The organism is Pantoea sp. y20 (assembly GCF_054903455.1).
In genome coordinates this window covers 100,327-125,254 of sequence record NZ_JBUBNJ010000002.1, presented here as the reverse complement: position 1 = coordinate 125,254, position 24,928 = coordinate 100,327, and the positions used below count along the sequence as shown (strand labels likewise).

General features: G+C 55.1%; 26 protein-coding genes. 15 read left to right on the top strand and 11 right to left on the bottom strand.

Annotated features, from left to right (window positions below; translation table 11 throughout):
• Nucleotides 1–41 precede the first annotated feature (41 nt).
• A complete protein-coding gene (locus tag ACYAC5_RS20365; RefSeq protein WP_192413413.1) occupies nt 42–533 on the bottom strand; it encodes a GNAT family N-acetyltransferase in 492 nt (163 codons plus the stop codon).
• Nucleotides 534–975: 442 nt separating this feature from the next.
• On the opposite strand from ACYAC5_RS20365, the gene ACYAC5_RS20360 reads away from it, so the two are divergent.
• Entirely contained in the window at nt 976–2,403 is a 1,428-nt protein-coding gene (locus ACYAC5_RS20360; RefSeq protein WP_225614500.1) for an alpha,alpha-trehalose-phosphate synthase (UDP-forming), read from the top strand.
• Nucleotides 2,404–2,446: 43 nt separating this feature from the next.
• On the opposite strand, the gene ACYAC5_RS20355 is transcribed toward ACYAC5_RS20360, so the two are convergent.
• A complete protein-coding gene (locus ACYAC5_RS20355) occupies nt 2,447–3,628 on the bottom strand; it encodes an NAD(P)/FAD-dependent oxidoreductase (RefSeq protein WP_192413415.1) in 1,182 nt (393 codons plus the stop codon).
• Between the two features lie 118 nt (nt 3,629–3,746).
• Nucleotides 3,747–4,688 carry a 2-hydroxyacid dehydrogenase gene (locus ACYAC5_RS20350; protein WP_462063275.1) on the bottom strand — a complete coding sequence of 314 codons (942 nt, stop codon included), beginning with the start codon at nt 4,686–4,688 and terminating at the stop codon, nt 3,747–3,749.
• A 232-nt stretch (nt 4,689–4,920) separates the two neighbouring features.
• Between ACYAC5_RS20350 and ACYAC5_RS20345 the strand changes: the two genes are divergently transcribed.
• Genes ACYAC5_RS20345 through crtB form a run of 5 tightly spaced genes read left to right on the top strand, consistent with a single transcriptional unit; the run spans nt 4,921 to nt 10,688 of the window.
• Nucleotides 4,921–5,826 (top strand): polyprenyl synthetase family protein, encoded by a 906-nt coding sequence (locus ACYAC5_RS20345; protein WP_101761112.1) that lies wholly within the window; start codon nt 4,921–4,923, stop codon nt 5,824–5,826.
• Between the two features lie 14 nt (nt 5,827–5,840).
• A complete protein-coding gene (locus tag ACYAC5_RS20340) occupies nt 5,841–7,118 on the top strand; it encodes a glycosyltransferase (RefSeq protein WP_462063273.1) in 1,278 nt (425 codons plus the stop codon).
• Complete coding sequence (gene crtY / locus ACYAC5_RS20335) at nt 7,118–8,284, top strand: lycopene beta-cyclase CrtY (RefSeq protein WP_309837248.1); 1,167 nt, start codon at nt 7,118–7,120, stop codon at nt 8,282–8,284. Before ACYAC5_RS20340 ends, crtY begins: the two co-directional genes overlap by 1 nt.
• A complete protein-coding gene (locus ACYAC5_RS20330) occupies nt 8,281–9,762 on the top strand; it encodes a phytoene desaturase (protein WP_309837246.1) in 1,482 nt (493 codons plus the stop codon). Before crtY ends, ACYAC5_RS20330 begins: the two co-directional genes overlap by 4 nt.
• Entirely contained in the window at nt 9,759–10,688 is a 930-nt protein-coding gene (crtB, locus tag ACYAC5_RS20325) for a 15-cis-phytoene synthase CrtB (protein ID WP_462063270.1), read from the top strand. Before ACYAC5_RS20330 ends, crtB begins: the two co-directional genes overlap by 4 nt.
• On the opposite strand, the gene ACYAC5_RS20320 is transcribed toward crtB, so the two are convergent.
• A complete protein-coding gene (locus ACYAC5_RS20320; protein WP_101761117.1) occupies nt 10,627–11,160 on the bottom strand; it encodes a sterol desaturase family protein in 534 nt (177 codons plus the stop codon). The genes crtB and ACYAC5_RS20320 overlap by 62 nt on opposite strands.
• 184 nt (nt 11,161–11,344) lie before the next feature.
• Here ACYAC5_RS20320 and ACYAC5_RS20315 point away from each other — a divergent pair, with 184 nt between their 5' ends.
• From ACYAC5_RS20315 to ACYAC5_RS20305, 3 genes are all read left to right on the top strand, one after another.
• Nucleotides 11,345–11,584: a type II toxin-antitoxin system CcdA family antitoxin gene (locus tag ACYAC5_RS20315; protein WP_137387190.1), complete on the top strand. Its 240-nt coding sequence runs from the start codon at nt 11,345–11,347 to the stop codon at nt 11,582–11,584.
• 2 nt (nt 11,585–11,586) lie between these two features.
• Nucleotides 11,587–11,895 carry a CcdB family protein gene (locus tag ACYAC5_RS20310; RefSeq protein ID WP_137387189.1) on the top strand — a complete coding sequence of 103 codons (309 nt, stop codon included), beginning with the start codon at nt 11,587–11,589 and terminating at the stop codon, nt 11,893–11,895.
• Nucleotides 11,896–12,026: 131 nt separating this feature from the next.
• Entirely contained in the window at nt 12,027–13,217 is a 1,191-nt protein-coding gene (locus tag ACYAC5_RS20305) for an MFS transporter (protein WP_462063268.1), read from the top strand.
• Here ACYAC5_RS20305 and ACYAC5_RS20300 read toward each other — a convergent pair.
• The 3 genes from ACYAC5_RS20300 to ACYAC5_RS20290 form a co-directional block, all read right to left on the bottom strand.
• Complete coding sequence (locus ACYAC5_RS20300) at nt 13,210–13,554, bottom strand: ArsR/SmtB family transcription factor (protein WP_222212224.1); 345 nt, start codon at nt 13,552–13,554, stop codon at nt 13,210–13,212. The two genes, ACYAC5_RS20305 and ACYAC5_RS20300, sit on opposite strands and share 8 nt — an antisense overlap.
• 96 nt (nt 13,555–13,650) lie before the next feature.
• On the bottom strand, nt 13,651–14,592 hold the full coding sequence (locus ACYAC5_RS20295) for a sugar phosphate isomerase/epimerase family protein (RefSeq protein WP_192413442.1): 942 nt from the start codon (nt 14,590–14,592) through the stop codon (nt 13,651–13,653).
• 8 nt (nt 14,593–14,600) lie between these two features.
• Nucleotides 14,601–15,779, bottom strand: coding sequence for a Gfo/Idh/MocA family protein (locus ACYAC5_RS20290; RefSeq protein WP_110867019.1), 1,179 nt, complete (start codon nt 15,777–15,779; stop codon nt 14,601–14,603).
• A gap of 404 nt (nt 15,780–16,183) precedes the next feature.
• Here ACYAC5_RS20290 and ACYAC5_RS20285 point away from each other — a divergent pair, with 404 nt between their 5' ends.
• The 5 genes from ACYAC5_RS20285 (at nt 16,184) to ACYAC5_RS20265 (ending at nt 22,079) form a co-directional block, all read left to right on the top strand.
• Nucleotides 16,184–17,197: a LacI family DNA-binding transcriptional regulator gene (locus ACYAC5_RS20285; protein ID WP_462063265.1), complete on the top strand. Its 1,014-nt coding sequence runs from the start codon at nt 16,184–16,186 to the stop codon at nt 17,195–17,197.
• A 17-nt stretch (nt 17,198–17,214) separates the two neighbouring features.
• Nucleotides 17,215–18,039: a sugar phosphate isomerase/epimerase family protein gene (locus ACYAC5_RS20280; protein ID WP_462063263.1), complete on the top strand. Its 825-nt coding sequence runs from the start codon at nt 17,215–17,217 to the stop codon at nt 18,037–18,039.
• 207 nt (nt 18,040–18,246) lie between these two features.
• A complete protein-coding gene (locus tag ACYAC5_RS20275) occupies nt 18,247–18,975 on the top strand; it encodes a gluconate 2-dehydrogenase subunit 3 family protein (RefSeq protein ID WP_101761126.1) in 729 nt (242 codons plus the stop codon).
• A gap of 18 nt (nt 18,976–18,993) precedes the next feature.
• Nucleotides 18,994–20,763, top strand: coding sequence for a GMC family oxidoreductase (locus tag ACYAC5_RS20270; protein ID WP_101761127.1), 1,770 nt, complete (start codon nt 18,994–18,996; stop codon nt 20,761–20,763).
• Nucleotides 20,764–20,765: 2 nt separating this feature from the next.
• Complete coding sequence (locus tag ACYAC5_RS20265) at nt 20,766–22,079, top strand: c-type cytochrome (RefSeq protein WP_462063261.1); 1,314 nt, start codon at nt 20,766–20,768, stop codon at nt 22,077–22,079.
• Nucleotides 22,080–22,189: 110 nt separating this feature from the next.
• Here ACYAC5_RS20265 and ACYAC5_RS20260 read toward each other — a convergent pair whose 3' ends face one another.
• Complete coding sequence (locus ACYAC5_RS20260; protein WP_210080080.1) at nt 22,190–22,654, bottom strand: heme-degrading domain-containing protein; 465 nt, start codon at nt 22,652–22,654, stop codon at nt 22,190–22,192.
• Between the two features lie 82 nt (nt 22,655–22,736).
• Complete coding sequence (locus ACYAC5_RS20255; RefSeq protein WP_192414734.1) at nt 22,737–23,087, bottom strand: cupin domain-containing protein; 351 nt, start codon at nt 23,085–23,087, stop codon at nt 22,737–22,739.
• A gap of 145 nt (nt 23,088–23,232) precedes the next feature.
• On the opposite strand from ACYAC5_RS20255, the gene glsB reads away from it, so the two are divergent.
• Entirely contained in the window at nt 23,233–24,156 is a 924-nt protein-coding gene (gene glsB, locus ACYAC5_RS20250) for a glutaminase B (protein WP_354466722.1), read from the top strand.
• Nucleotides 24,157–24,165: 9 nt separating this feature from the next.
• Here the strand turns inward: glsB and ACYAC5_RS20245 are convergent, their stop codons facing one another.
• Together ACYAC5_RS20245 and ACYAC5_RS20240 are read right to left on the bottom strand one after the other, a co-directional pair.
• A complete protein-coding gene (locus ACYAC5_RS20245; RefSeq protein WP_271460590.1) occupies nt 24,166–24,543 on the bottom strand; it encodes a type II toxin-antitoxin system death-on-curing family toxin in 378 nt (125 codons plus the stop codon).
• Nucleotides 24,540–24,761 (bottom strand): type II toxin-antitoxin system Phd/YefM family antitoxin, encoded by a 222-nt coding sequence (locus ACYAC5_RS20240; RefSeq protein ID WP_110867236.1) that lies wholly within the window; start codon nt 24,759–24,761, stop codon nt 24,540–24,542. The genes ACYAC5_RS20245 and ACYAC5_RS20240 overlap by 4 nt, the downstream gene beginning before the upstream one ends.
• Nucleotides 24,762–24,928: the final 167 nt, after the last annotated feature.

Below are 24,928 nucleotides of genomic sequence, written 5' to 3'. Positions count from 1 at the left end.
GTGCGATCAATTAATACTTAGCGTTATATTTACCTGTTGAATTACAGTTTCATCAGCATCTCATGCCACGCCATGCCACCGTGGTCTGACTCAGACGGTTTGACGTACTGATAGCCCCATTTTTTATACAGCTCAAGGTGCTGGGTTTTGCACATCAGATGAATGGTTCGCTTATTCATTCTCTTCATCAGCTCGATAAACTGGCGCATCAGCAGCGACGCATAACCTTTGCCCTGATAAGCGGGATCAAGCACCACCGACATAATCACGGCGTTGGGTGCTGCCGGATCGTGGCCGATTAACTCTTTGAACGCTTCATCCGACATCACCACATCCCACGCACAACCGGCGTTGATAAAACCAATCACCTTGTCGTTGGTTTCCAGACATAAAAATCCCTGTGGATACTGCGCAATGCGGGTAGCAATTTTTTCACGCGTGGCGGCTTCATCCCCTTCGTAAGCCTCAATTTCAATCGCGTAACAGCGATCCACATCTGCCAGCCTGGCTTCTCTAAATACTAACGTTGACACGATTAAACCTCTTAGATTCCTCTATGAACGGCGGTCATTCTAACAGGTTGAATGTGTCTTTGCGCATAAGTGCCCCCCTCAAACGATTAAAGTCGCCATGTAAAGTGATCAAAAAAAATTAACGAAAACATTTATCTGGGTTCTAAACAAAATCTATTGAATTTTTATAACTCTCAGCGTCTTTTTTACGACATTTTTACGGGTTGGTCGGTTAGATTAATTTCATCGACAGCCCTGAAGGATTCGGAGAGGTAGTGCGAGATGAAAAGTATCGAACTCACTAATAGCGGTTTATCCGCGTAACGTCAGCGGTCAACACGCACCGGTCCATTAACGCCTGTGAGCGTAAATCATGAGCGGCATGCTGCAATTTTTACTGCGCCAACCTTCTTTAAATTCTCTGCCAACGATTCATGGGCAGATTAAGCAACGGGTCAAAACTATGTCAGGCTTGATTTTGGTATCACACAATCAAAATAATCACTCAACGCTTTCTAACATTTATGAAAGCATATTGACGCGTCGCGGTGGCATGTGGGTGAAATGGAGTGGCGAGTTTGAATCATTTACCACTGAACATCATCGTGAGCTGAATTTTACTAGCGGCAAAGCATTCGACACGCTGACATTTCGCTTAACCAAAGCAGAATATGAAGAAGGTTATCATCAATATATTCATCAGGGATTGTGGCCGGTATTTCATCAGCGCCCCGACATGGCGCGTTTTTCCACCAGCAGCCAAATCGGTTATATGAAACTGAATGAAACCTATACGCGCGCCATCAGTGAATATGCCATGCCCGATGATGATATTTGGTTGCAGGATTATCACCTGATTCCCAGTATTAAAATGCTGCGCGATGCCGGCCTGATAAATCGTATCGGCTTTTTTTTCCATCAGCCTTTCCCAGCAGGACAATCTTTTGAATCGGTGCCGAACTGGCGCTATCTGGCCGATGCATTATTGTGCGCCGACTTAATTGGCTTTCAGACCACCCAAGACATGAACAATTTCACCGCCTGGATTGAATCCCGCTTCCGTTGCGAGCGTCTAACGCCTTACACGCTGCGTATCCACGGCCGTCAGATTCGCGTAGGCGTATTCCCGGTAGGCATTGATACCGTGGAAACCAGCGCGCTAGCTGAAAGCAACAGCTGCCAGTATATGGAGCAGCAATGTCGCGCAACCTTACCGGAGAATCTGATCCTCAGCGGTGGCCATTTTGACGACAGCACCGGCACGCCCTACCGCATCAGCGCCATAGAAGTTTTACTGCGTCAACACGAGGAGTATCACCACAAGTTTTCCATGGTGCAGCTGGCTTCAGCGGCGTCAGGTTACAGCCATCGCATTAAAGAGTTATCGCGCGATTTGGAAACCCGCTGTGGCGAAATGAACGGCGTGCATGGCGAGCTGAACTGGTATCCGGTGCGTTATTTGAGCAACCATTATTCACATGAAGAACTGTGCGGATTTTACCGTGCAGCGCGTGTGGCGTTGGTCACACCGCTGATAGCCGGGATGAGTTTGATGGCGAAAACCTATGTGGCGGTGCAGGATCACGCTAATCCCGGCGTGCTGATTCTGTCGCAATTTGCCGGCGCCGCCGAACAGATGCAGGGCGCGCTGTTGGTCAATCCCTACGATCCCGATGCCATCGCCGATGCCATTCATACCGCGCTTATCATGCCGCTTTCGGTGCGTCGCGAACGTCACGCCAGCCTGCTAAAAAACCTGCATCTGCATGATTGCCACAAATGGGCCGATAGCTTCATCAACGCGCTGCAGCCGCGAGAACAGGAATGCGATTTAACCCTGAAATCGGGGGCGATAATTTCGAATGGTTTCAGTGGCCGACTGCGTTATTAATCAAAAAGGAATGAGGCCGCCTGCGGGCGGCAATCATCCCCCGTTATTGCGCCGCCGGGAAATTACGCTTGATGGGCGCAAACGCTTCCACGCTTTTCCCCAGCAGACGCTGCGGACGGAAATCGCTCAGCAGCTCACTTGCCGCATCGCCGATCAGCTCTTCAGCCACCAGCTTGCCAATCAATGGCGAAAGGGTGATACCGCTGTGTGTCACCGCCACATACACGCGCTGATGCGCGGTGACATAACCCAGCGCCGGTAAACCATCGGCAGGTCTTGCACGTTGCCCCACAACAATTTGTTCAATCTGCAACTCGCCCGCATCCGCAAACAGCGCGTGATAACGCGCGCGGAATTGCGCGGCGATATCGCTGGTGATTAAGGGTGGCGCAGCAGAATCGGCCAGATGATCCAACTCTAAGGCTTGCAGCAGCAAACGTCCGCCGCCGTCCGGGCGTACGTTAAGTTGCGGAGAGATGAGATTGGCATTGAGCGATAACGGCTGCGGCGCGGTGCGCACCAGGAAACTACAAGCCACCGCGTTCGGTTTGCTGGTATCCAGCAACGCCAGATTGAGTCCCAGTGAATTTAGCAGCTGATTGGCCCAGCGTCCGGTGGCTAACACAATACGATCGCCCTGCCACTGCTCGCCATTTTCCAGCTGCAGCGTAACCCGATCGGCACTTTCACTGATGCTATTGATGCGCTGATGCTGGTACAGCACCGCACCGCGCGCTTTGGCTTCTGACCATAAGCGCGCCAGATAGAGCGCCGGATGCAGCACCGATTCTGTCGGGAAATGCCACACGCTGCCGCTGATGGCCTGCGCCCGCAGCTCCGGAATATCGCGCAGCACATCTGCTGGCGACACTTCACGCGCCGCATAACCTGCTGATTGCAGCGACGTGGCACGCTGCAGCAAACGTTGCTGCGCATCGCCCTCGGCGGCCCACTCCCATGTACCGCCAGTTTCCAGCCAGCGCAATCCGTTCGGCTGCGCTTGCTGCAGTTTGAGGTGCTCTTCCATCGAGAGCGCATTAAGCAGGTGATAACTGCGCGGCTGTTTGCCATTGGAGTTTACCCAGGCAAACGTCGTGCTGCTGGTGCCCGCGCCAATGTGCTGCTGTTCGAAAACGGTGACTTCAACGCCCTGCAACGCTAAGGCGCGCGCCACCGCTAATCCGATAACGCCGCCGCCAATAATTGCAATTTTCTGTGCTGTCATAATGGGCTCCTGAATTAAGTGCCGATATCATAACAGCCTGGCTGAACGAAAATTGCTATCGCTAAATAGGGATTATTACGCAGGATATAAGAATTTCATCTTAATTCGGATGCTTAAATTATACCGATGTCAGAATCTTCCCATCGGCAAAATAGGCCCGTAAATTCTCCAGCACATTATTGGTCATTTGCGCACGCGTTTCGTGAGTTGCGCTGGCAATATGCGGCGTTAACAGCACATTATTTAGTTCACGCAGCGCGGGATTAATTTTTGGCTCATCCGGATACACATCCAGCGCCGCCCCTTTAATGATTCCCTGCTGCAGTGCAGCGATCAGATCGGGTTCATTGATAACTGTGCCACGCGCAATGTTGATCACCACGCCCTCCTGGCCGAGCGCCGCCAGCACCCTCGCGTTGACCAGTTGCACATTCTCTTTGCTGCCCGGCAGTGCCAGCACCAGGAAATCGCTAAAGGCGGCGAGTTGTTCGATCGTATCGCAGCGCTTATAGCTGACGTCTTTCGCCGAACGTGCGGTATACGCCACTTCCATACCAAAGGCTTCGGCACGGCGCGCGATGGCTAAGCCAATCGCGCCCAACCCGGCGATGCCAATTCTTTTTCCGCTGGCGCGGCTGGAGAGTTCGACGCCGTTATTTTCCCATGCCCCGGATTTCGCAAACTGATGGTAAGCGACCAAATTACGCGAGAACGCCAGCGTCATTGTCATTGCCAAATCGGCAACATCGTCAGTCAAAATGTCGCGGGTGATGCTGACCTGAATATCGTTTTCGGCAGTGTATTTCAGGTCAATACGATCGGTGCCGACACCGAATACAGCAATGACTTTACACTCCGGCAGTTGCTCCAGCAGTGCCGTTTCCACCCCGACATCGCCGCGCGTAACAATGGCGTTGATCGCTTTGCCATGCTGCTGGATAAATAGCATTGCGTCATGCTGCTCATATAAACGATGGCAATTGAAATGTTGCGTGAGCTTTTCATCTAACTGCGGCATTAGCGGCTGAATAATCAGCACGGCAGGTTTGGTATTCGTCATTTTATGTTCCATTAGCGGTATTTATTGACCACCAGCCTAACGGAGTTATTTATGTTACGGCGTTGCTGTTACTTTTTTCGCTGATAAGATCACGCATAGTATTATTACGATGTTTACCTGGTGCGTATGAAGGCGCACGCTACAAAGTCAAGGCCCTCGCTGGCAAACTTACCTTACGCAGTCTACGGTTAATCAAAAAGCATAATAATTTCATCAACCATGGATAGCCATTATGACCACCCATGTCGATAGCACAGCGCATCAGACAAGCGAACTGCTTCAGCTGCAGCAAATTTTACAGGCGCATCTCGAACATTTACTGCCTGCAGGACAGCAAAGCGATCGCGTGCGTGCCGCGATGCGTGCCGGTACGCTGGCGCAGGGCAAGCGCATCCGTCCTTTATTACTGATGCTGGCAGCGCGCGATATGGGTTGCGAGCTGACGCAAAATGGCATTCTCGATCTCGCCTGTGCCGTGGAAATGGTGCACGCGGCATCGCTGATTTTGGATGACATCCCGTCAATGGATAACGCGCAGATGCGCCGTGGTCGCCCAACCGTGCATCGCGAGTTTGGTGAAAACGTGGCGATTCTCGCCGCCGTCGCGCTGCTGAGCCGCGCATTTGAAGTGATTGCCATCGCACCCGATTTGCCTGCGGTGCACAAATCTGAAGCGATTGCTGAACTCTCCGCCGCCGTCGGCCTGCAGGGATTAGTGCAAGGGCAGTTTCAGGATCTGCACGACGGCACGCAGAGCCGCAGTCCGGAAGCGATCGCCTTGACCAATGAACTGAAAACCAGCGTGCTGTTTCGCGCCACGCTGCAAATGGCGGCGATTGCCGCTGACGCTTCACCGCAGGTGCGGCAACGTCTTAGCTTCTTTGCTCAGGATCTGGGGCAGGCGTTTCAGCTACTCGACGACCTCGCCGACGGCTGCAAACACACCGGCAAAGATGTGCATCAGGATCAGGGTAAATCCACGCTGGTACAGATGCTCGGGGCTGACGGCGCAGAACGTCGTCTGCGCGATCATCTGCGCAGTGCCGATGCACACCTTGCCTGCGCCTGCCATCGCGGCATTGCCACTCGCCAATACATGCACGCGCTGTTTAATCAACAGCTAGCGATGTTCAACTGAGCGCGGCTAAGCCGTTGGGCCACTTTGCGGTGATCGCGCCGCCGCTTTATAGCCACTTTCACGCGTTGCAGGCGTTAGCACAAACGCTGCTGGCGCGTGGCCATCGCATCACCTTCATCCAGCAAGCCGACGCCCGCACTTTGCTCAGCGACGAACGCATTAATTTCGTTGCAGTAGGCCAGCAAACGCATCCGGCCGGTTCGCTGGCGCCCGTGCTGCATCGGCTGGCTTCGCCGGGCGGCCTGTCGCTGTTTCGCGTAATCAACGATCTCGCCTCCTGCACCGATATGCTGTGCCGAGAACTACCAGCGGTACTGAAATCGTTGAACATTGATGGTGTGATCGCTGATGAAATGGAAGCAGCAGGCGGATTGGTCGCAGAAGCGCTGCATCTGCCGTTTGTTTCGGTGGCCTGCGCCCTACCGGTCAACCGTGAAGCCGGCATTCCGCTGGCGGTGATGCCCTTCCGTTATGCTCAGGATGAAAAAGCGCTGAAACGTTTTCAGGCTAGCAGCGATATCTATGATCGCATCATGCGTCGCCACGGCGACGTCATCCTCAAACACGCGCGGGCGTTCAATTTGACGGAGCGGCGCGGATTGCATCAGTGCCTTTCGCCGCTGGCACAAATCAGCCAGATGGTGCCCGCCTTTGATTTTCCGCGTCAGCAACTGCCGGCCTGCTATCACGCCGTCGGACAACTGCGCGCGCCGCTTGCGGCAGCGCCGCTCAATGCGCCCTGGCCGGCGCTGCGCCAGCCGGTGGTTTACGCCTCGCTGGGTACGCTGCAAGGCCATCGCTTCCGCCTGTTTTTGCATCTGGCACAGGCGTGCCGCCGCCAGCAACTTTCGCTGGTGATCGCTCATTGTGGGGGATTGAACGCCGATCAGGTGCACAAGTTGCAACTGGCTGGTGCAGCGTGGGTGACGGATTTTGTCGATCAACGTGCCGCCCTGCAACACGCGCAGCTTTTTATTACTCATGCCGGATTAAACAGCGCGCTGGAAGCACTGGAATGCGGTACGCCAATGCTGGCGCTGCCAATTGCCTTTGATCAACCCGGCGTGGCAGCGCGCATTGAGTGGCATGGCGTTGGACGGCGCGCATCGCGCTTTAACCGCGTTCATCAACTGGAGCAGCATCTGCAACAATTACTTACCGACAATCGCTACGCGTTACGGATGTCAGCGATACAGGCACAGTTGCAGCGCGCAGGCGGTTGCCAGCGTGCGGCCGACATCGTCGAACAAGCGCTGTGCCAGCAGCAAGTTGTGCTGGCGGAGGCCACCTGATGCGTGCGCACTACGATGTGATTCTGGTCGGTGCCGGACTGGCAAACGGTTTGATTGCGCTGCGTCTGCGCCAACTGCAGCCGCAGCTCAAATGCCTGTTGCTGGAGAGCGACGCACATCCGGCAGGCAATCATACCTGGTCATTTCATCAGAGCGATCTTAGCGCCGATCAGCTGCGCTGGCTGCAGCCGCTGATCACGGCGCGTTGGCCTGGCTATCAGGTGCGTTTTCCCGCGTTGCGCCGCAACCTGGACGGGGATTATTGTTCCATCGCGTCAGGCGATTTTGCCCGGCATCTACTCGCGGCGATGGGTGAGGATCTGTGGACAAATGCTGCCGTTAAACAGGTAAAACCCACACAGGTGACGCTGGCGGATGGGCGTGAACTTGATGCGCAGGTGGTGATTGATGGCCGCGGCCTGCAGCCAACGCCGCATCTGCAGCTGGGTTATCAGGTGTTTCTTGGACAAGAGTGGCAGCTGGCGCAGCCGCACGGCCTGCAGCAGCCGATCCTGATGGATGCCACCGTCGATCAGCAAGCGGGCTATCGTTTTGTTTACACGCTGCCGCTCAGCGCCGATCGGTTACTGATTGAAGATACGCATTACGTTAATCAACCTACGCTGGCGGAGAACTCCGCTCGTCAGCACATCGCTGACTATGCCAAACAGCAAGGTTGGCGGCCTGGCACGCTGCTGCGTGAAGAGCATGGCATATTACCGATTACCCTGAGCGGCGATATTGATCGATTCTGGCAACAGCAGCGCGGCCAGCCATGCAGCGGCCTGCGCGCCGGACTGTTTCACGCGACAACCGGTTATTCTTTACCGTCCGCCGTGGCGCTGGCGGAGTTGATAGCCACGCTGTTGCCCACCGATGCCCGCACGCTCAGTCAACACATCGAACGCTTTGCCCGTCAGCAGTGGCGCGAGCAGCGATTTTTCCGCCTGCTGAACCGCATGCTGTTTTTGGCCGGTAAGCCGCAGCAGCGCTGGCGTGTAATGCAACGTTTTTACCGGCTCAATGCCGGGTTAATTAGCCGCTTTTACGCCGGACAACTTCGTCTGCATGATAAAGCGCGGATTCTGTGCGGCAAGCCGCCGGTGCCCATCGGTGAAGCGCTGCACGCGCTGTTGAATTCTGTCGAACCAGGGAAGAAAAAATGAAACGCACTTATGTGATTGGCGCAGGCTTTGGCGGCCTGGCGCTGGCGATTCGCCTGCAAGCGGCGGGCATACCAACCACCTTACTCGAGCAGCGCGACAAGCCGGGCGGACGCGCCTATGTGTTTGAAGATAGCGGCTTTACCTTTGATGCCGGACCTACGGTGATCACCGATCCCAGCGCCATCGAAGAGTTGTTCACGCTGGCGGGAAAATCGCTAAGCGATTACGTCGAGCTGATGCCGGTCACGCCCTTCTATCGCCTGTGTTGGGAAGATGGCAAACAGCTCGACTACGACAACAATCAGCCGCTGCTGGAGCAGCAGATCGCTACCTTCAATCCACAGGATGTCGCCGGTTATCGTCAGTTCCTCGCCTATTCGCGCGAGGTATTCAAAGAGGGTTATCTGAAACTCGGCACGGTGCCGTTTCTGCAGGTGCGTGACATGCTGCGTGTTGCACCGCAGCTTGGACGTTTGCAGGCGTGGCGCAGCGTCTACAGCATGGTGGCGAAATTTATTCAGGACGACCACCTGCGGCAGGCGTTTTCCTTCCACTCATTGCTGGTGGGCGGTAATCCTTTTGCAACGTCATCAATCTATACCTTAATTCATGCGCTGGAACGTGAATGGGGCGTATGGTTTCCGCGCGGCGGCACCGGCGCGCTGGTGAAGGGCATGGCGCGACTGTTTGAGGATCTGGGTGGCGAGCTGTTACTGAATGCCGAAGTGAGCAAGCTGGAAACCAATGAAAATCGTATTAGCGGCGTCCAGTTAAAGGATGGACGACGCTTCGATGCCGCAGCCGTAGCCTCCAATGCCGACGTGGTGCATACCTACGACAAACTGCTGCGCCATCATCCTCTAGCAATGAAACGTGCGACATCGCTGAAGCGTAAGCGCATGAGCAACTCGCTGTTTGTGCTCTATTTTGGCCTCAATCAGCCGCATGAACAGCTCGCGCATCACACCGTCTGTTTTGGTCCGCGCTATCGCGAATTGATTGATGAGATTTTTAATAGCAGCCAACTGGCAGAGGATTTTTCACTCTACCTGCACGCGCCCTGCAGCAGCGATCCGTCGCTGGCACCACCCGGCTGCGGCAGCTTTTATGTGTTAGCGCCGGTGCCGCATCTCGGCACCGCTGACATCGACTGGCAACAGGAAGGACCGCGCTTGCGCGATCGAATTTTTGCTTATCTGGAGCAGCACTACATGCCGGGATTACGTCAGCAATTAGTAACACACAGAATGTTTACGCCGTTTGATTTTCGCGACACGCTGCATGCCCATCACGGCTCGGCGTTTTCGCTGGAGCCAATTTTGACGCAAAGCGCCTGGTTCCGACCGCATAACCGCGATGCCGATATCAGCAATCTCTATCTGGTGGGTGCGGGTACGCATCCAGGCGCGGGCGTGCCCGGCGTAATTGGTTCCGCCAAGGCCACCGCTCAGCTGATGCTGGAGGATCGCACTGAATGAATCGACAGCCTTTACTCGAGCAAGTGACACAAACCATGGCGGTAGGCTCGAAGAGTTTCGCCACCGCCGCCAGGCTGTTTGATGCACCGACACGCCGCAGCACTCTGATGCTGTATGCATGGTGTCGTCATTGTGACGATGTGATTGATGGGCAAACGCTGGGCGAAGGCGGCACGCAGCATGCGGTCGAAGATGCACAGGCACGCATGCAGCATCTGCAGATTGAAACCCGCCGCGCCTACAGCGGCGCGCACATGGATGAACCGGCGTTTAGGGCGTTTCAGGAAGTGGCGCTTATTCATCAACTGCCGCAACAGCTGGCGTTTGATCATCTGGAAGGCTTCGCCATGGATGCGCGCGACGAACACTATACGAGTTTCGACGACACGCTGCGTTACTGCTATCACGTCGCGGGCGTAGTCGGTTTGATGATGGCGCGCGTAATGGGCGTGCGCGACGAAGCGGTGCTCGATCACGCCTGCGATTTAGGGCTGGCGTTCCAGCTTACTAACATTGCGCGCGATATCGTCGAAGATGCCGAAAATGGTCGCTGCTATCTGCCGCAAGCCTGGCTCGATCAGGCGGGATTAAGCGCCGATACGCTGACAGCACCGCAACATCGTGCGGCGCTGGCCACGCTGGCTGCGCGTTTAGTGACGGAAGCGGAACCCTATTATCACTCGGCGCGGTTCGGCTTGCCGGGTTTGCCGCTGCGCTCGGCGTGGGCCATCGCGACGGCACGCGGTGTTTATCGCGAAATCGGGGTGAAAGTTCAGCACGCCGGTGTTCACGCCTGGGATTCACGACAGCGCACCAGCCGCGGCGAAAAACTGGCGCTGCTGGTGAAAGGGGCCGGCCTGGCGATCACTTCGCGTGTGGCTCGTCCGGCGCCACGTCCGGCTGGTCTGTGGCAGCGTCCTCGTTGATTTTTCTCCCGTGGCGCTGACGCAGCGTGGCTTGCAGCTTATTGAGCGGTGGCGCGTAGAGGAAACCAAACGACACGCAGCCTTCACGCCCGCGCACTGCATGATGCATGCGGTGCGCCATGTATAAGCGCTTGAGATAGCCTTTGCGCGGGATATAGCGAAACGGCCAGCGTTGATGCACCAGGCCATCGTGCACCATGAAGTAGAGCGCGCCGTAGGTCGTCATCCCGGCACCAATCCACTGCAGCGGCCACATGCCTTGCACGCCGACATAGATCAGCACGATCGCCAGCACCGCAAACACCACCGCATACAGATCGTTAAGTTCAAACTTGCCGCTGTGCGGTTCGTGGTGCGACAAATGCCAGCCCCAACCCCAACCGTGCATGATGTATTTATGCGACAGCGCCGCGACGATTTCCATCACCACCACGGTTGCCAGCAAGATAAGCACGTTCCATAACCAGATCATTGTTCGTCCATTTGTGGAAAAGGGAAATACTAAAGGTGGACGCGGATGAGCGATGGCGCAAGGTTTACCATGTTTAGAAATTTTAAAAGTCCACAACACGTTAGAAAGCTGCATTGCAGAAAGCTCAGATTTCACCCATACTCACCACACTGATTTATACACGTGTTAACTACACGGGGGATTTATGCCTTCTACAGCCGTAAGACAAAAAAAAACTGTCAGCGTGACACTTGAACCTGCATTACTCGAGCAGGCTAGAGAAGCAGGGCTCAATTTATCCGCCATCCTATCTAAAGCTTTACATTATGAAATTCGCACAACCGAAGCGGAAAGATGGAAGCGTGAAAACAGTGAAGGTTTGCAGGAACTCAATCGCATAACCGAAGAACACGGTTTATTGTCGGATGAATACAGGACGTTTTAGACATGCAATATTTTATTTATCGCAATACCAATAGGAACAGCGAGTACCCTTATCTGGTAGACGTTCAAAGTGAGATTATCGGCGAACTGGCGTCACGAATCGTTATCCCGCTCTACCCTCTAAACCAGTTTAAAAAAAAGCAAGTTGAACGACTTAATCCGGTAATCAAGGTTGAAGGCGAGGAATTTCTGGTCATGACTCACGAAATGGCCAGTGTGCGCGTGTCGCTTCTAGGCGATCAGGTGATGGATGCACGTGTGTATCGCCAGCGGATTAAAGACTCGGTTGATTTTGTCTTTGATGGGTTTTGATACTTTACATCCTAAAAGCCCCTCGTTAGTATTGCCCTCCTTTCAGCAGTTAATCGCCGCTGCGTAAGCGTTAACGTCAACCAACGCACCATAAGCAGACTCGCTCTGCCTCATTGCTATGGTGCGAAAATATGACCCATACCGTTTTATCTGCGAATCCTGCTCTGCGTCGTTCTGGTTTTTTCCTGTTCTTACTGCTGCTGACAGCGGCCAACTTGCGCACGCCTATTACCGCGGTTGGCCCGGTGCTGGAAAACATCCGTCTGACGTTTGGCTTGAGCGCCAGTGCGGCGGGCGTGATCAACTTCTTGCCGCTGTTGATGTTCGCTACCTTAGCGCCACCCGCAGCATGGTTCGGCAACCGTTTTGGTCTTGAGCGCAGTTTATGGGGCGCATTGCTGCTCATCACACTGGGATCGATTCTGCGTATCAGCGGCAGTGAAAATGCGTTGTGGGTGGGAACGATCATCCTGAGCTCGGGGATTGCGGCGGCCAACGTGCTGCTGCCGCCGCTGATTAAGCGTGATTTCACTGAACACACCGCGCGATATGTTGGCTTGTACGCGATGACCATGGCGATCACCGCCAGCATTGCATCGGGCGTGGTGGTGCCGCTGGCTGAGCTGAGTCGCGCGGGTTGGCGACTCTCATTAGCGGTGTGGCTGATTCCGGCGATTATCGCGCTGTTGGCCTGGCTACCGTACCTGAAAAAACCAGCGTCTCAGACCAAAAACAGCGCCAACGGCACATCAACGCGCTCACCGTGGCGCGCGGCCTTAGGCTGGCAGGTTTCGCTGTTTATGGCCTGCCAGTCGCTGGTGTTTTACACCTTGATCGGCTGGTTTACGCCTTTTGCGCAAGACAGCGGTATTAGCCAGCTGGAAGCGGGTGGCATGCTGTTTGTCTATCAGATTGTGGCCATCGTTTCGAACCTGGCTTGCATGAGCGCACTGAAAAAAATGCACGACCAGCGGACGATCGGTTTTCTCGCATCGCTATCGATTTTTATCGCCGTCGCGGGACTGTTAGTGGCACCGCAATACGCGCTGCTGTGGCTGATTCTGGCGGGACTGGGCGCCGGTGCATCAATGGTGATTTGCCTGTCGCTGTTTAATCTGCGCACCCATGATCATTTGCAGGCGTCGAAATTGTCGGGCATGGCACAGTGCGTCGGTTACGGATTAGCGGCGCTGGGCCCGCTCTGTTTTGGCCTGCTGCATGATGTCAGCGGCAACTGGCAGTGGCCGCTGATGCTGCTGTTGGTGATTGCGGGGTTGCAGATGATTGTGGCTACGCTGGCTGGGCGTGCGCGGGTTATTTAACCTGGAAATCATCCAGCGTGATGCGGGTCAGGGGATCTTGCTGAGTGGCGCTTAGCAGTGAATCAAGCAGACCCGGGAAACGGGCATCGAGATCGTCGCGCCGCAACGACAGCAGATTTTCACGTCCAGAGGGTTTCTGCCAGATAATGCCGCCTTCGCGCAGCACACGCCAGTGATGGGTCAACGTGGATTTGGAGACGCCTTTCAGCAGCGATCCGCAAGTATGTTCGCCGCCGTCCGCCAGAATGCTGATTACCGTCATGCGCATCGGATTGCCCAACGCCGCCAGCACATTTTCCAGCCTGATTTCGTCGCGCTGTGGATGGTTTTCCAGCATGGCGTGCCTCTTAATAGTGGGTGAACCACGAATTATCAGGCAGGCAAGGCTCGATGTACAGAACACGGCGAGCGGTTGCCCGCCGTGAATTTGACATTACTGGCTAAGGGTTTGCTTAAGTGCCGCAATCGAGGAGGTTACGCCCGCTTCCACCGACATGGTGAGATCTTCCATTTCCAGCGATACCCAGTCGTTGTAGCCCATCATGCGTACCACCGAGAAGAACTCTTTCCACCACTGCAGATCCTGGCCGCAACCAACGGCAACATAGTTCCAGGCGCGATTGGCGACATCTTCCACCGGTTTGGTTTCCAACAGACCGTTGATATCCACCAGCCCGCGCTCCAGACGCACATCTTTGCCGTGACAGTGATGAATCGCCGGGCCGAGTGCGCGCGCTGCCGCAATCGGGTCCGCGCCCATCCACAGCAGATGGCTGGGATCGAGGTTAAGTCCCACCATCTCACCCACCGCGTCGCGCAGGCGGAACAAGGTTTCCGGATTCCACACCAACATCGAACTGAAGTTCTCCAGCGCGAATTTCTCCACGCCGCTCTCTTTAGCGCGCTGCACCAGCCCTTGCCAGTAAGGGATCGCCACTTCATTCCACTGATAATCGAGGCAGTTTTTCAGCGTCGGCGGCCAGCTTACGGTGTAAGTGATCCAGTTTGGAATGGTGTCGTGCGGGCTGGCGGGCGGCAAGCCGCTCATCATGACGATTTTCTTCACCCCCAGTTCTCCGGCCAGCGCCAGCGCGTTTTCCGTATCGCGCTTATGTTTGTTACCTAATTCGCCTGGATCGAGCGGATTACCCGACACATTCAGCGCTGCAATCGACATGCCGCGGCTCTCCAGCGCCTGCAACAACTGTTGACGCTGCGTGGCGCTGCCAAGCAACGCTTCGGTACGCAGATGCGGCGCTGGTGACCAGCCGCCGGTCGTCATCTCAACGCCGTAAACACCCAGCTCCAGCAACTTATCCAGCATCTGTTCAAACGGCAGATGACCCAGGCTATCGGTACAAAACGAAAGTTTCATGGCAATCCTTATTCGTAGTTAACCCAGCTCGCGCCGTTGTCCGCAGAACGCACGCAGTTTTCGATCCAGCGCACACCTTCAATTCCGGCGTTGATATCGGGATAGATCAGGTTATCGAGCGTGGTTTGGTCGCCCTGTTGAGTGGCGTGGATGGCGATAGCAAATTTCAGATAGATATTGGCCCAGGATTCCGCCAGACCTTCAGTGTGCAGCGCGCCCAAACGTTCATCGGCCAGGGCGCTTTCATGCAGGTACGGCATGCCGTGATGCATAATCTGATTCGGCTGGCCCTGCACTTCATATTTCAGCTCGCCTGGGTTGTAGTCGCTCCACTCCAGGCTGGCGCGCGAACCAATCACGCGAATACTTTGGCTGTCCATCGAACCGGCATTAATCGATGAGGCCCACATGCGCCCTACCGCGCCGTTGTCGTAATGCATCAGCACCATGGCGTTATCTTCCAACGGCGCGCGCGACGGAATGAAGCTTTGGCGATCGCATAGCAGCGATTTCACTTTCAGTTCTGGCAACACCAGCTGGGAGATGTAGAAGGTGTGCGTCGAGATATCGCCGAGCACAAAAGACGGACCGGCAATCTTCGGATCGACGCGCCATTTTTGCGCTTCGCTAAATTTGTCGGCGCTGTCATTAGCGCTAAAGCCGTGGGTGTATTGCAGCTCCACCATGCGCACATCACCAATTTCGCCGTTGGCGATCATCGCCCGCATCTGCATCAGCAGCGGATGGCCGGAGAAACCGTAGGTCACGCCAACGATCAGCCCTTTTTCCGCCGCTAATGCTTTAATTTCCAGCGCTTCGGCGGTAGTGAAGAACAGCGGCTTTTCACAAATGACGTGAATACCGGCATTCAATGCCGCTTTGGTGATCTCAAAATGAGTGCCGTTTGGCGTGGCGATGGACACCACTTCAACGCCATCTTCACGCTTCGCCTCTTCAGCCAGCAGCTGCTGATAAGTGGCGTAGCAGCGATCCGCATCGAGCCCTAAGTTGACACCGAAATCGCGGCCACGCTCGGCATCGATATCAAAGGCGCTGGCCACCATCTGATACGCTGTGTTATCACGCAGCGCACCGCAACGGTGTTTATAACCCACCTGGCTGAGACGGCCGCCACCGATCATGGCCCAGCGCAGTGGGCGTGGAATACTCTTTTCACCGATGAGCATAACAACTCCTGTTTATTTTGCACTCGGGTGCAAAATGGTTGAGGTAAGAGGTCAGAGATTAATTTTTAGCTGTTTTACTATTTTGCTACCGGGTGCAAAATAAGCTGCACACGACAGGTAAAAACGAGATTTGCTTGGTAGTGGTGAGCAAAATGTCAGCTAAGACGACTTTTTAGTCAATCTGGCAAAGTGCAAATCAGCGAAATCGATCACAAAAAGTTAATGAAATGCACCCGATTGCAAAAAACGTTGCAATCGGGTGCAAAGATCAAACATAATCGCAACATCTTAAAAACAGAGTTATTTGTCGCGCTTTACGCTAATTGCGTGCGCTTAGGTGTTTATTTTCCGTTGGGTTTCACGTTCAATGCTGGGGTCTCCGCTTTTTCCCCTATGCAGGTGCTATGAGTAAACCAACCGCAAAATCTCACAAAGCCACCGCCAGCGATGTGGCAAGACTGGCTGGCGTCTCGAAATGGACGGTATCGCGTGCCTTTACGCCCGGCGCGTCAATTTCCGAGAAAGCGCGCGAACGCGTAATCGCGATTGCCACCGAGCTGGGTTATCGCCCTAACCTGCTGGCCCGCAGCCTGTCGCAGAAGAAGACACAGATTATTGGCGTGGTGATCGACGAGCTGAAAAATCCGCACTCGATGCTGATGCTCGACACCGTCACCCGCCAGCTACAGCAGCGCGGCTACATGGCGCTGCTGCTGAATATTGGTAGCGGTGAAAACTACCGCGCGGTGCTGTCGCTGGCCGATCAGCTGCAGGTCGATGGCATGCTGTTTCTCGGCACGGTGTTGAGTGATGAGCTGGTCGCCGTGGCGCGTGAAATGCACCACATTCCGCTGGTGCAGGTGTGCCGTAACAATGACGAGCCGGATATTGAAGTGGTCAATATCGATGGCTTGCAGGCGGGCAAACAGCTGGGCGAACTGCTGCTGGCGCAAGGTTATACGCGCATCGGGTACATGATGGGCCCGGCCACCAGCAGCCATCACACGCTGCGTTTGGATGGTCTGCAACTTGCGCTGAACCAAGCTGGCCTGGCGCTGGAAGTGCTGCTCACCGCCGGTGAATACGCCCGCGAACGCAGTTACGCGGCGTTGACTGAGTATCTCAACGCGCACGCGCCCGATCAGCGGGTTGAAGCGCTGTTTTGCGAAAACGATGTGCTGGCGCTCGGCGCGCTGGCGGCCTTGCGCGAAGGTGCAGGCAACAAATTCATGGCGGTGGTGGGTTTCGATGACATCGATGAAGCCAGCTTGCCCAGCTGGCAGCTCACCACCTTCAGCCAGCGTATTGATTTGATCATCACTGAAGCCTTGAACCGGCTGATTGATGAACGTGCCACTCCGGGTGGCGTTTGGTCTCAGGGAGAATTGCGTATTCGACGCTCTCACCTGAAGCCGTGAGGTAACAAGGAGGAGAGATGAAGTTGTCGTTGCATGGCGTGTCTGTTTGGTACAGCAATGCCGTCACTCAGTTACGCATCGCCCATGAGACTGGCTTTAGCGGGCTGGAGATCCTGCCAGAACATCTGTATCGCTATCTGGATAACGGTGGCAGCTATGCTGCCTACCGCGATCTGATGGCGAAATACAGCGTCGATATTACCTGCATCAATGCGCTGAAACGTATTGGCCGCCATGAGCCGGAAGCGCGAGCTGAGCTGCTGCGCGAAGCGGAAAAAATCTGCCAGGCCGCGGTGGAACTGCGTTGTCCGGTGGTGCAAATCATGGCGCTGACCGAACTCGATCACCTTTCCGCCGCCGAGCGTGATGCCATCCTGCTGAAGAATATCTCCGCCATCGCCGATATCGGCGCACCGCACGGCATCAAATTCCAGATTGAAGTCGTCGCCTTTACCGCGTTCAATTCGCTGCAACACGCGCTGGATCTGATTAAACAGAGCGGCAAAGACAATCTTGGCGTGGTGGTGGATTTCTGGCACCTGCATGCCGGCGGCGGCACCACGCCTGCTGAAGTGGCGCGCATGGATAAAGATCTGATTTACGGCGTGCATTTCTGCGATGGCCGCGCGGCCAAGCCGGGTGAAGCCTGGGAAGAGTGGGTACAGCGCGACTACGCACCAGGCCAGGGCGATGTGGATATTGCCGCCTGGGTGGCGGCGGTAAAAGCTACCGGCTACGACGGCGTTTGGTCACCGGAATTATTAAGCCCGCAAAACTGGGAAGACGATTTATGGGATATTTCCCGTCACTGCTATGAAGATATGAATAAATATATTCATTAACATAAAGGGAGCCCGATAAACGGGTTTCCCGTAAATACTGTCACCATAAATGGCGACCGTATATTTACCCTACCTCTGAAAAAACAATAACGAACGCAGATTCGTCGCTAGCGCCTGCGCGCTATTTGCGCACGGTCATTGCGTCTGAAATATCTGAACGTCGTGCTCTGTCAATATTCATCTATTGAAGTTTAAGGGATAAAAAGTATGAACCGAAGAGAAGCGCTCTTTTCGCTCAGTGGAATTGTGGCATCCCTCGCCGTCGCGCCGCAGCTGCGGGCGAAAGAGCTGCACAATGTCCCGCTGGAAACCCAACTCAGCACCGATCACCTGCCGCAACCGGCATGGCAAGACGGTTATCAGGTGCTCACCAATCCGCTGGATCGCCTGAATCTGGCAGCCATTTTTGACCGCCTAATCCCCGCCGATGACCTTGGCCCTTCCGCCAGTGAAGCGGGCGCGATTGAATTCCTCGATAACCAGTTAGCCGGTGATTATGGCTCTGGCGCGGCGCTCTATTTGCAGGCGCCGCTGCATCCGGAAAATGAAGCGGCATTGATGGGCAGCCCGCAATTTCTTACCCCGCCAAAAGCGCGCTACTTAACCGGTTTAGCCGCGCTGGAAAAGTGGGCGCAGCAACAGCATCAGGCTTCATTACATACCTTATCAGCTGAACAGATCGATACATTCCTGACAGCAATGGAAGACGGCAAGATCGATTTAGGAAAAGACGTGAATAGCCAGGCGCTGTTTGAATTAATGCTGCAAAACGCGCGCGAAAGCTATTTAGCGGATCCGATTTATGGCGGAAATAAAAATATGGTGGGTTGGAAGATGATCGGTTTTCCCGGCGCACGCTATGACTATCGCCCTTATATCGAACGCCGCAACGAAAATCTGGCGCTTATTCCCGTCAGCCTCATTCCTAACGATTAAATAGCCGGAGCTGAGTCAATGTCATTAGTAAGAAATAAAGCTGACGTGGTCATCGTCGGCTTAGGCTGGGCCGGTTCGGTGATGGCGGAAGAGCTCACCCGCGCGGGACTTAACGTGGTCGCCATTGAACGCGGTGCCTGGCGCGATACCTCGACCGATTTCCCGGTCGCCATTGATGCCGATGAACTGCGTTTCCACACGCGTCGCAAAATCCTGCAGCCGATGAGCGTGGAAACCACCACCTTCCGCAACCGCAGCGATCAGCTGGCGGCACCGGTGCGTAACTGGTCAGCGTTTCAGTTTGGCTGGAACGTTGGCGGTGCAGGCACACACTGGGCCGGCATGTCATGGCGCTTTACGCCGTGGGATTTTGAAGTGGCGAAACAAACCCGCGAACGCTACGGCGCGAAGAAGATGCAGGGTTTGCAGCTGCAGGATTGGGGCGTGACCTACGACGAAATGGCGCCGTTCTACGATCGCTTCGAGCGTATTGCGGGCACTTCCGGTATCGCGGGCAATCTCAACGGCCAGCCACAAAAAGGCGGCAATATCTTCGAAGGCCCGCGTTCACGCGACTATCCAACCCCGCCGCTGAAAGATACGCACTGGATGAGCAAGTATCGCAAAACCACCGAAAGCATGGGGTATCACCCGTTCACGGTGCCTGCCGGTAACCTGTCGCAAGCTTATGTCAATCCGCTCGGCGTCAGCATGGGTCCGTGCACCTATTGCGGCTTCTGCGACTTCCACGGCTGCGGCAACTTTTCCAAGTCATCGCCGCAAGCGTGCATTCTGCCGGTGCTGATGCGACGTCCAAATTTCACGCTGCTGACCGAAACGGAAGTGTTGCACGCCGTAAAGCATGACGACGGTAAAACGGTGAAAGGTGTGAAATTTATCACCCAGGATGGCGTGGAGGGCTTCCAGCCGGCGGATATCGTCTGCATCACCGCTTATCAGATGGATAACGTGCGTCTGATGCTGCTCTCCGGCGTGGGCGAACAATACGATCCGCTGACCGGTCGCGGCACCATTGGCCGTAACTACAACTATCAAACCTGCTCCAGCGTCACCGGCTTCTTCGATAACGAATTTATGAACCCGTTCATCGGCGGCGGCGCATTGGCGGTGCAGATTGATGACTTCAACGGCGATAACTTCGACCACAGCGATCTCGATTTCATCGGCGGCGCGGGCATCATGGGCTTCTCCACCAACGGTCGTCCAATTCAGAACATGAACGGCCTGCGTCCCGGCACCAAACGCTGGGGCAGCGAGTGGAAAGCGGGCTACAAGCGCGATTACCAAACCGCCGGTACCATCTTCTGTCAGGGCACCTCGATGCCGATGCGCGAAGCCTATCTCGATCTCGATCCCAACTACAAAGATCGTCACGGCCAGCCGCTGATCCGCACCACGTTCGACTGGAACCAGAACGATGTGCGCATGGCGAAATTCGTTACCGATCGCGCCATCGACATCATGAAAGAGACCGGCGGCCAGCATATCGTGGTGGATAACCAGGCGGAGAAGAGCTGGAATCCGTACCAGCAGCACAGCTCGCACACCATTGGTGGCGCGGTGATGGGCAGCGATCCCAGCACCTCCGCACTCAATCCCTATCTGCAAAGCTGGGATGCGCACAACCTGTTTGTGGTCGGCGCATCCGCCTTCCCGAACAACGGTGGTTATAACCCGACCATCACCATTGGTGCGCTGGCGGTGCGTGCTGCGCAGGCGATCCACCAGAAGTACATCCATAATCCGGCACCGCTGGTGGGGGCGTAATCATGGCGAAAGCAAAGAAAATTACCTACACGCTCGCCGCATTGGCGGTGATTGCGGGCATCGCGGCGTCGGGCCGTTTGTGGGTGGTGTTAGACAGCGCGCGCTCAAACGTTGCCGACGACAACGTGCAGTTGGCCGATTTCCACAGCAATGACGATGCCGCTATTAAACGCGGTGAATACGTGATGCGCCTCGCCGACTGCGCCGCCTGTCACAATGCGGACTTCTCCGGCGGCTACACAATCGATACGCCTTTTGGCGCGCTGCAAACCTCGAACATTTCACCAGACCGTGAAACCGGCATCGGCAACATGACCGAGCGCGATTTCTTTAACGCGGTGCGTCAGGGACGCGGCGAACACGGCTTCCTCTATCCGGCGATGCCGTACACCGCTTATACACAGATGAGCGATGATGATATGCACGATCTTTGGGCCTATTTTTCGGCACAAAAACCGGTGCACAACGCCATCGATGAAAATGCGGGCATGAATTTCCCCTACAACATTCGCCTGGCAATGGCTGGCTGGAACCTGTTGTTCTTCGATAACAGCGCGTTCAAGCAGCAAACCGCGCAGAATGATGAGTGGAATCGCGGCAAGTATATTGTTGATGGTCCGGCGCACTGCAGCGTCTGCCACACCGCGCGCAACGCGCTGGGCGGCGAAATCAGTAGCCAATATCTGCAAGGTGGCAATCTGGGAAGCTGGTACGCGCCGGATATTACGCCGAATCCTCATGCTGGCATTGGCAAATGGAGCGACGCGCAGATCGCTGACTACCTGAAAACCGGTTCGAACGGTGCAAGCGTGGCGGCGGGTCCAATGGCCGAAGCGGTCGAGCACTCGACGCAATATTTTAACGATCGTGATTTGCACGCTATCGCCACTTATCTGCGCAGCTTACCGGCTTCTTCCACGCCGCAAGCCGCCGGATTCGTGATGGATAAAACGCGTCACGATCGGGCCGCACTGCGCTATGAAGTGGATTGCTCGGCTTGTCACGGGTTGTCGGGTGAAGGTATCACCGGCATGGTGCCCGCCTTTGCGGGCAATGGCGCGATGCAGAACGATCCCACCAACATGATCCACGCATTGCTGGACGGTGCCCGCGCGCCGCACACCGCAGACCGACCAACGTCCGCGGGCATGCCGGCATTCTCCTGGAAGCTTAACGATCAGGAAATGGCCGATGTGCTGAACTACGTGAGGAATTCGTGGGGTAATCAGGCTGCCGAGGTGAAAGCCAGCCAGGTCGCCGATCTGCGCAAAGCCACCGGCGCAGGCGCTAAGCTGAAAGTACCGGTGATGAAATAGCGTTTCTTCACCGAGCTTCTGGTTACCTTTCAGAGTCGTTGCTGGTCGCTAACCAGCAACACTTTCAGGATACAAGGGTTGCCATTTATGGCGACCTTTTTATCGATGCATCAGCGCAGCAGCTGAGTAATCCCCCACAGCGCTAACGCATGATCGTCTGCAGACGGTAAACCGCTGATGGTGACTGCACCAATAATCGCGCCCTGAGCAGTGAGCAGCGGGAAAGAACCACCGTGATCGGTGTAATCTTCCTGGCGGATATTGCGCTGCTGCGCCATACGCTCGCCCTTCTGTTCATTCATAAGCCCCACATACATCGAAGAGTGGCCGGTCAACAGCACGGTATTACGCTTACGACGCATCCATTCCAGATTTTCTGGGGCGGATCCTGGCAACGCCGCCAGAAACAGCACCTGACCAAACGCATAGACTTCGATAGCCACAGGCGCATTGTCTTCACGCGCGCGCTGCTGGATGCTTTGGCCGATTTGCCACGCTAAATCGAAATCAAACTGCGGTAAACGATGCTCGGCTTCCTGCTGCTGCAAGGTTTCTAAGGACGGCAGCGATGACATGATAGAATCCTCTCAATTTGAAATAAATTTTCCATATTTTATATCATGGAATGAATTTTTCGCATGTGATGAGGTTCTCACTTCAGATTGTGCTAACCGGAATCGCACCGTAATGCACCGCGAGCCACACCGTTGGGCCCTTGCTGTCGGTCCAGTTGACGCGATGGCGGCAGCCAGCTGGGATCTCGACAAAATCACCGACCTGCAAGTGACGCTCCTGCGTTTCCCCTTCCAGCTGCAATCCTGCCGATCCTTGTAACACCAGCACCCATTCCCCTTGCGTCTGGCAGTACCAGAAATCGGGCGGACTGGCTTGTCCGGTAGAAACGATGCGTTCAATATGCAGATTGGGCTGCGTCAGCAGCGCTTCAAACGTCTCTGCGTTGCCGTTCTGTGCGGCGGCGGGGAAATCGCGAAACAGGTTAGTTATCATCGCGCGGGCTCGACATTTAATGAAATCAGCCCGCACTGTAACGCAGGCTTCACCCAAGAGGCTCACAGAATTTTGCGCCGCCGATTGACGCGCTGCGCGCAAATCACCATCATCCTGGCCAATATTGGTTACACGGAGTGTGAAGGTGTCGGAACTCAGTAATGCATTGCTAGAAGAGATTGTCAGCGAAGTTCGTCCGCTCACCCAGCAGGGAAAAGTGGCGGATTATATTCCGGCGCTGGCCGGCGTGGATGCCGATCAGCTCGGCATCGCCATTTGCACGCCCGACGGACGCTGTTTTCAGGCGGGCGATGCCGCGACGCGCTTCTCCATCCAGTCGATCTCCAAAGTGCTGTCGCTCAGCGTGGCGCTTACCTTGTATGAAGAGGGCGAAATCTGGCAGCGCGTCGGTAAAGAGCCGTCCGGCCAGGCATTTAACTCGCTGGTGCAGCTGGAGCTGGAACAGGGCAAACCGCGTAATCCGTTTATCAATGCCGGTGCGCTGGTGATGTGCGATCTGCTGGAAAGCCGCCTGACAGCACCACGCCAGCGCATGCTGGAAATTGTGCGTCGTCTGGCGCAGCAAAATGACATTCATTACGACCGCGTCGTCGCGCGCTCCGAATACGAACATTCAGCGCGCAACGCTGCTATCGCCTGGCTGATGAAATCCTTCGGCAACTTCCATAACGATGTCAGCAAAGTGATGGAAACCTATTTTCACTACTGCTCGCTGGCAATGAGTTGCCAGGAACTGGCGCGCACCTTTCTCTATCTCGCCAATCATGGCCGCACGCAGGATAATGAATCGGCGGTGATCTCACCGCGCCAGGCACGTCAGGTCAACGCGCTGATGATGACCAGCGGCATGTACGATGGTGCCGGGGAATTCGCCTGGCGCGTGGGCATGCCGGCGAAGTCGGGCGTCGGCGGCGGCATTGTCGCGGTGATCCCCGGTGACATGAGTATCGCCGTCTGGTCGCCGGCGCTGGATCATTCGGGCAACTCTTTAGCGGGCACCGCACTGCTGGAGAAACTTACCGAGCGATTGGGAAGATCGATTTTTTAGACAATGTGGTTAGTGCGATCCGAAGAATGCGCGCAATTGGTTTGCCAGATAAGGCACTCCGGCTTCGCCAGTTGCTGCCATGACCGTCAATTCGACTAATTCAGGCCGGTCATGTACGCGTATTCCATTACGCTTTAAAAACAACATGGTTACGTTAAGCGAGGTTCTCTTATTCGCATCGGCAAAAATATGCCCGCGTGAGATTGCCACCCAATAGGTTGCTGCAAGCTCAAAAATATCCTGAATCCCTTCGTAATATTCACGATTAATAACGCGGGCAACAATAGCTTCTGCTCTTCCGGGATCGGACATTCCTGCAACACCGGCATAACGCTTTAAAAGGTAATCGTGAAGGGCAATAACCTCCTCGGCAGAAACGTGAATCATCTATCTGTTAACGCTTTATTAGATGCATCAAACTCACCCATTAACTCTGCGAATTCAGCATCCAGTACGGCTTTTCGATACGCCTCGAAACTGGCTTTGCTGATGACAACCGCTGAGTCACCGCTGCGTCGAGTAATTTCAACGGCCTCGCCTGCAATCGCCTGGTCCAAAACCTGAGATAAATTCTCTCTGGCGCTGGTATAAGTAAACTTGTTCATAATACCTCCAACATGTACAGGTGAATGGTACATCTCTTGACCTTTGTCATCAATGGTATTTCCTGACGCGATGTTATGTTTCCGCTCTGTTTTTATCAGGTTGCATTAACGTTAACAGTCGCATCTCTTTAAGTGACTATTTTCAAAAGGTGCGAATTTTTTCTTAA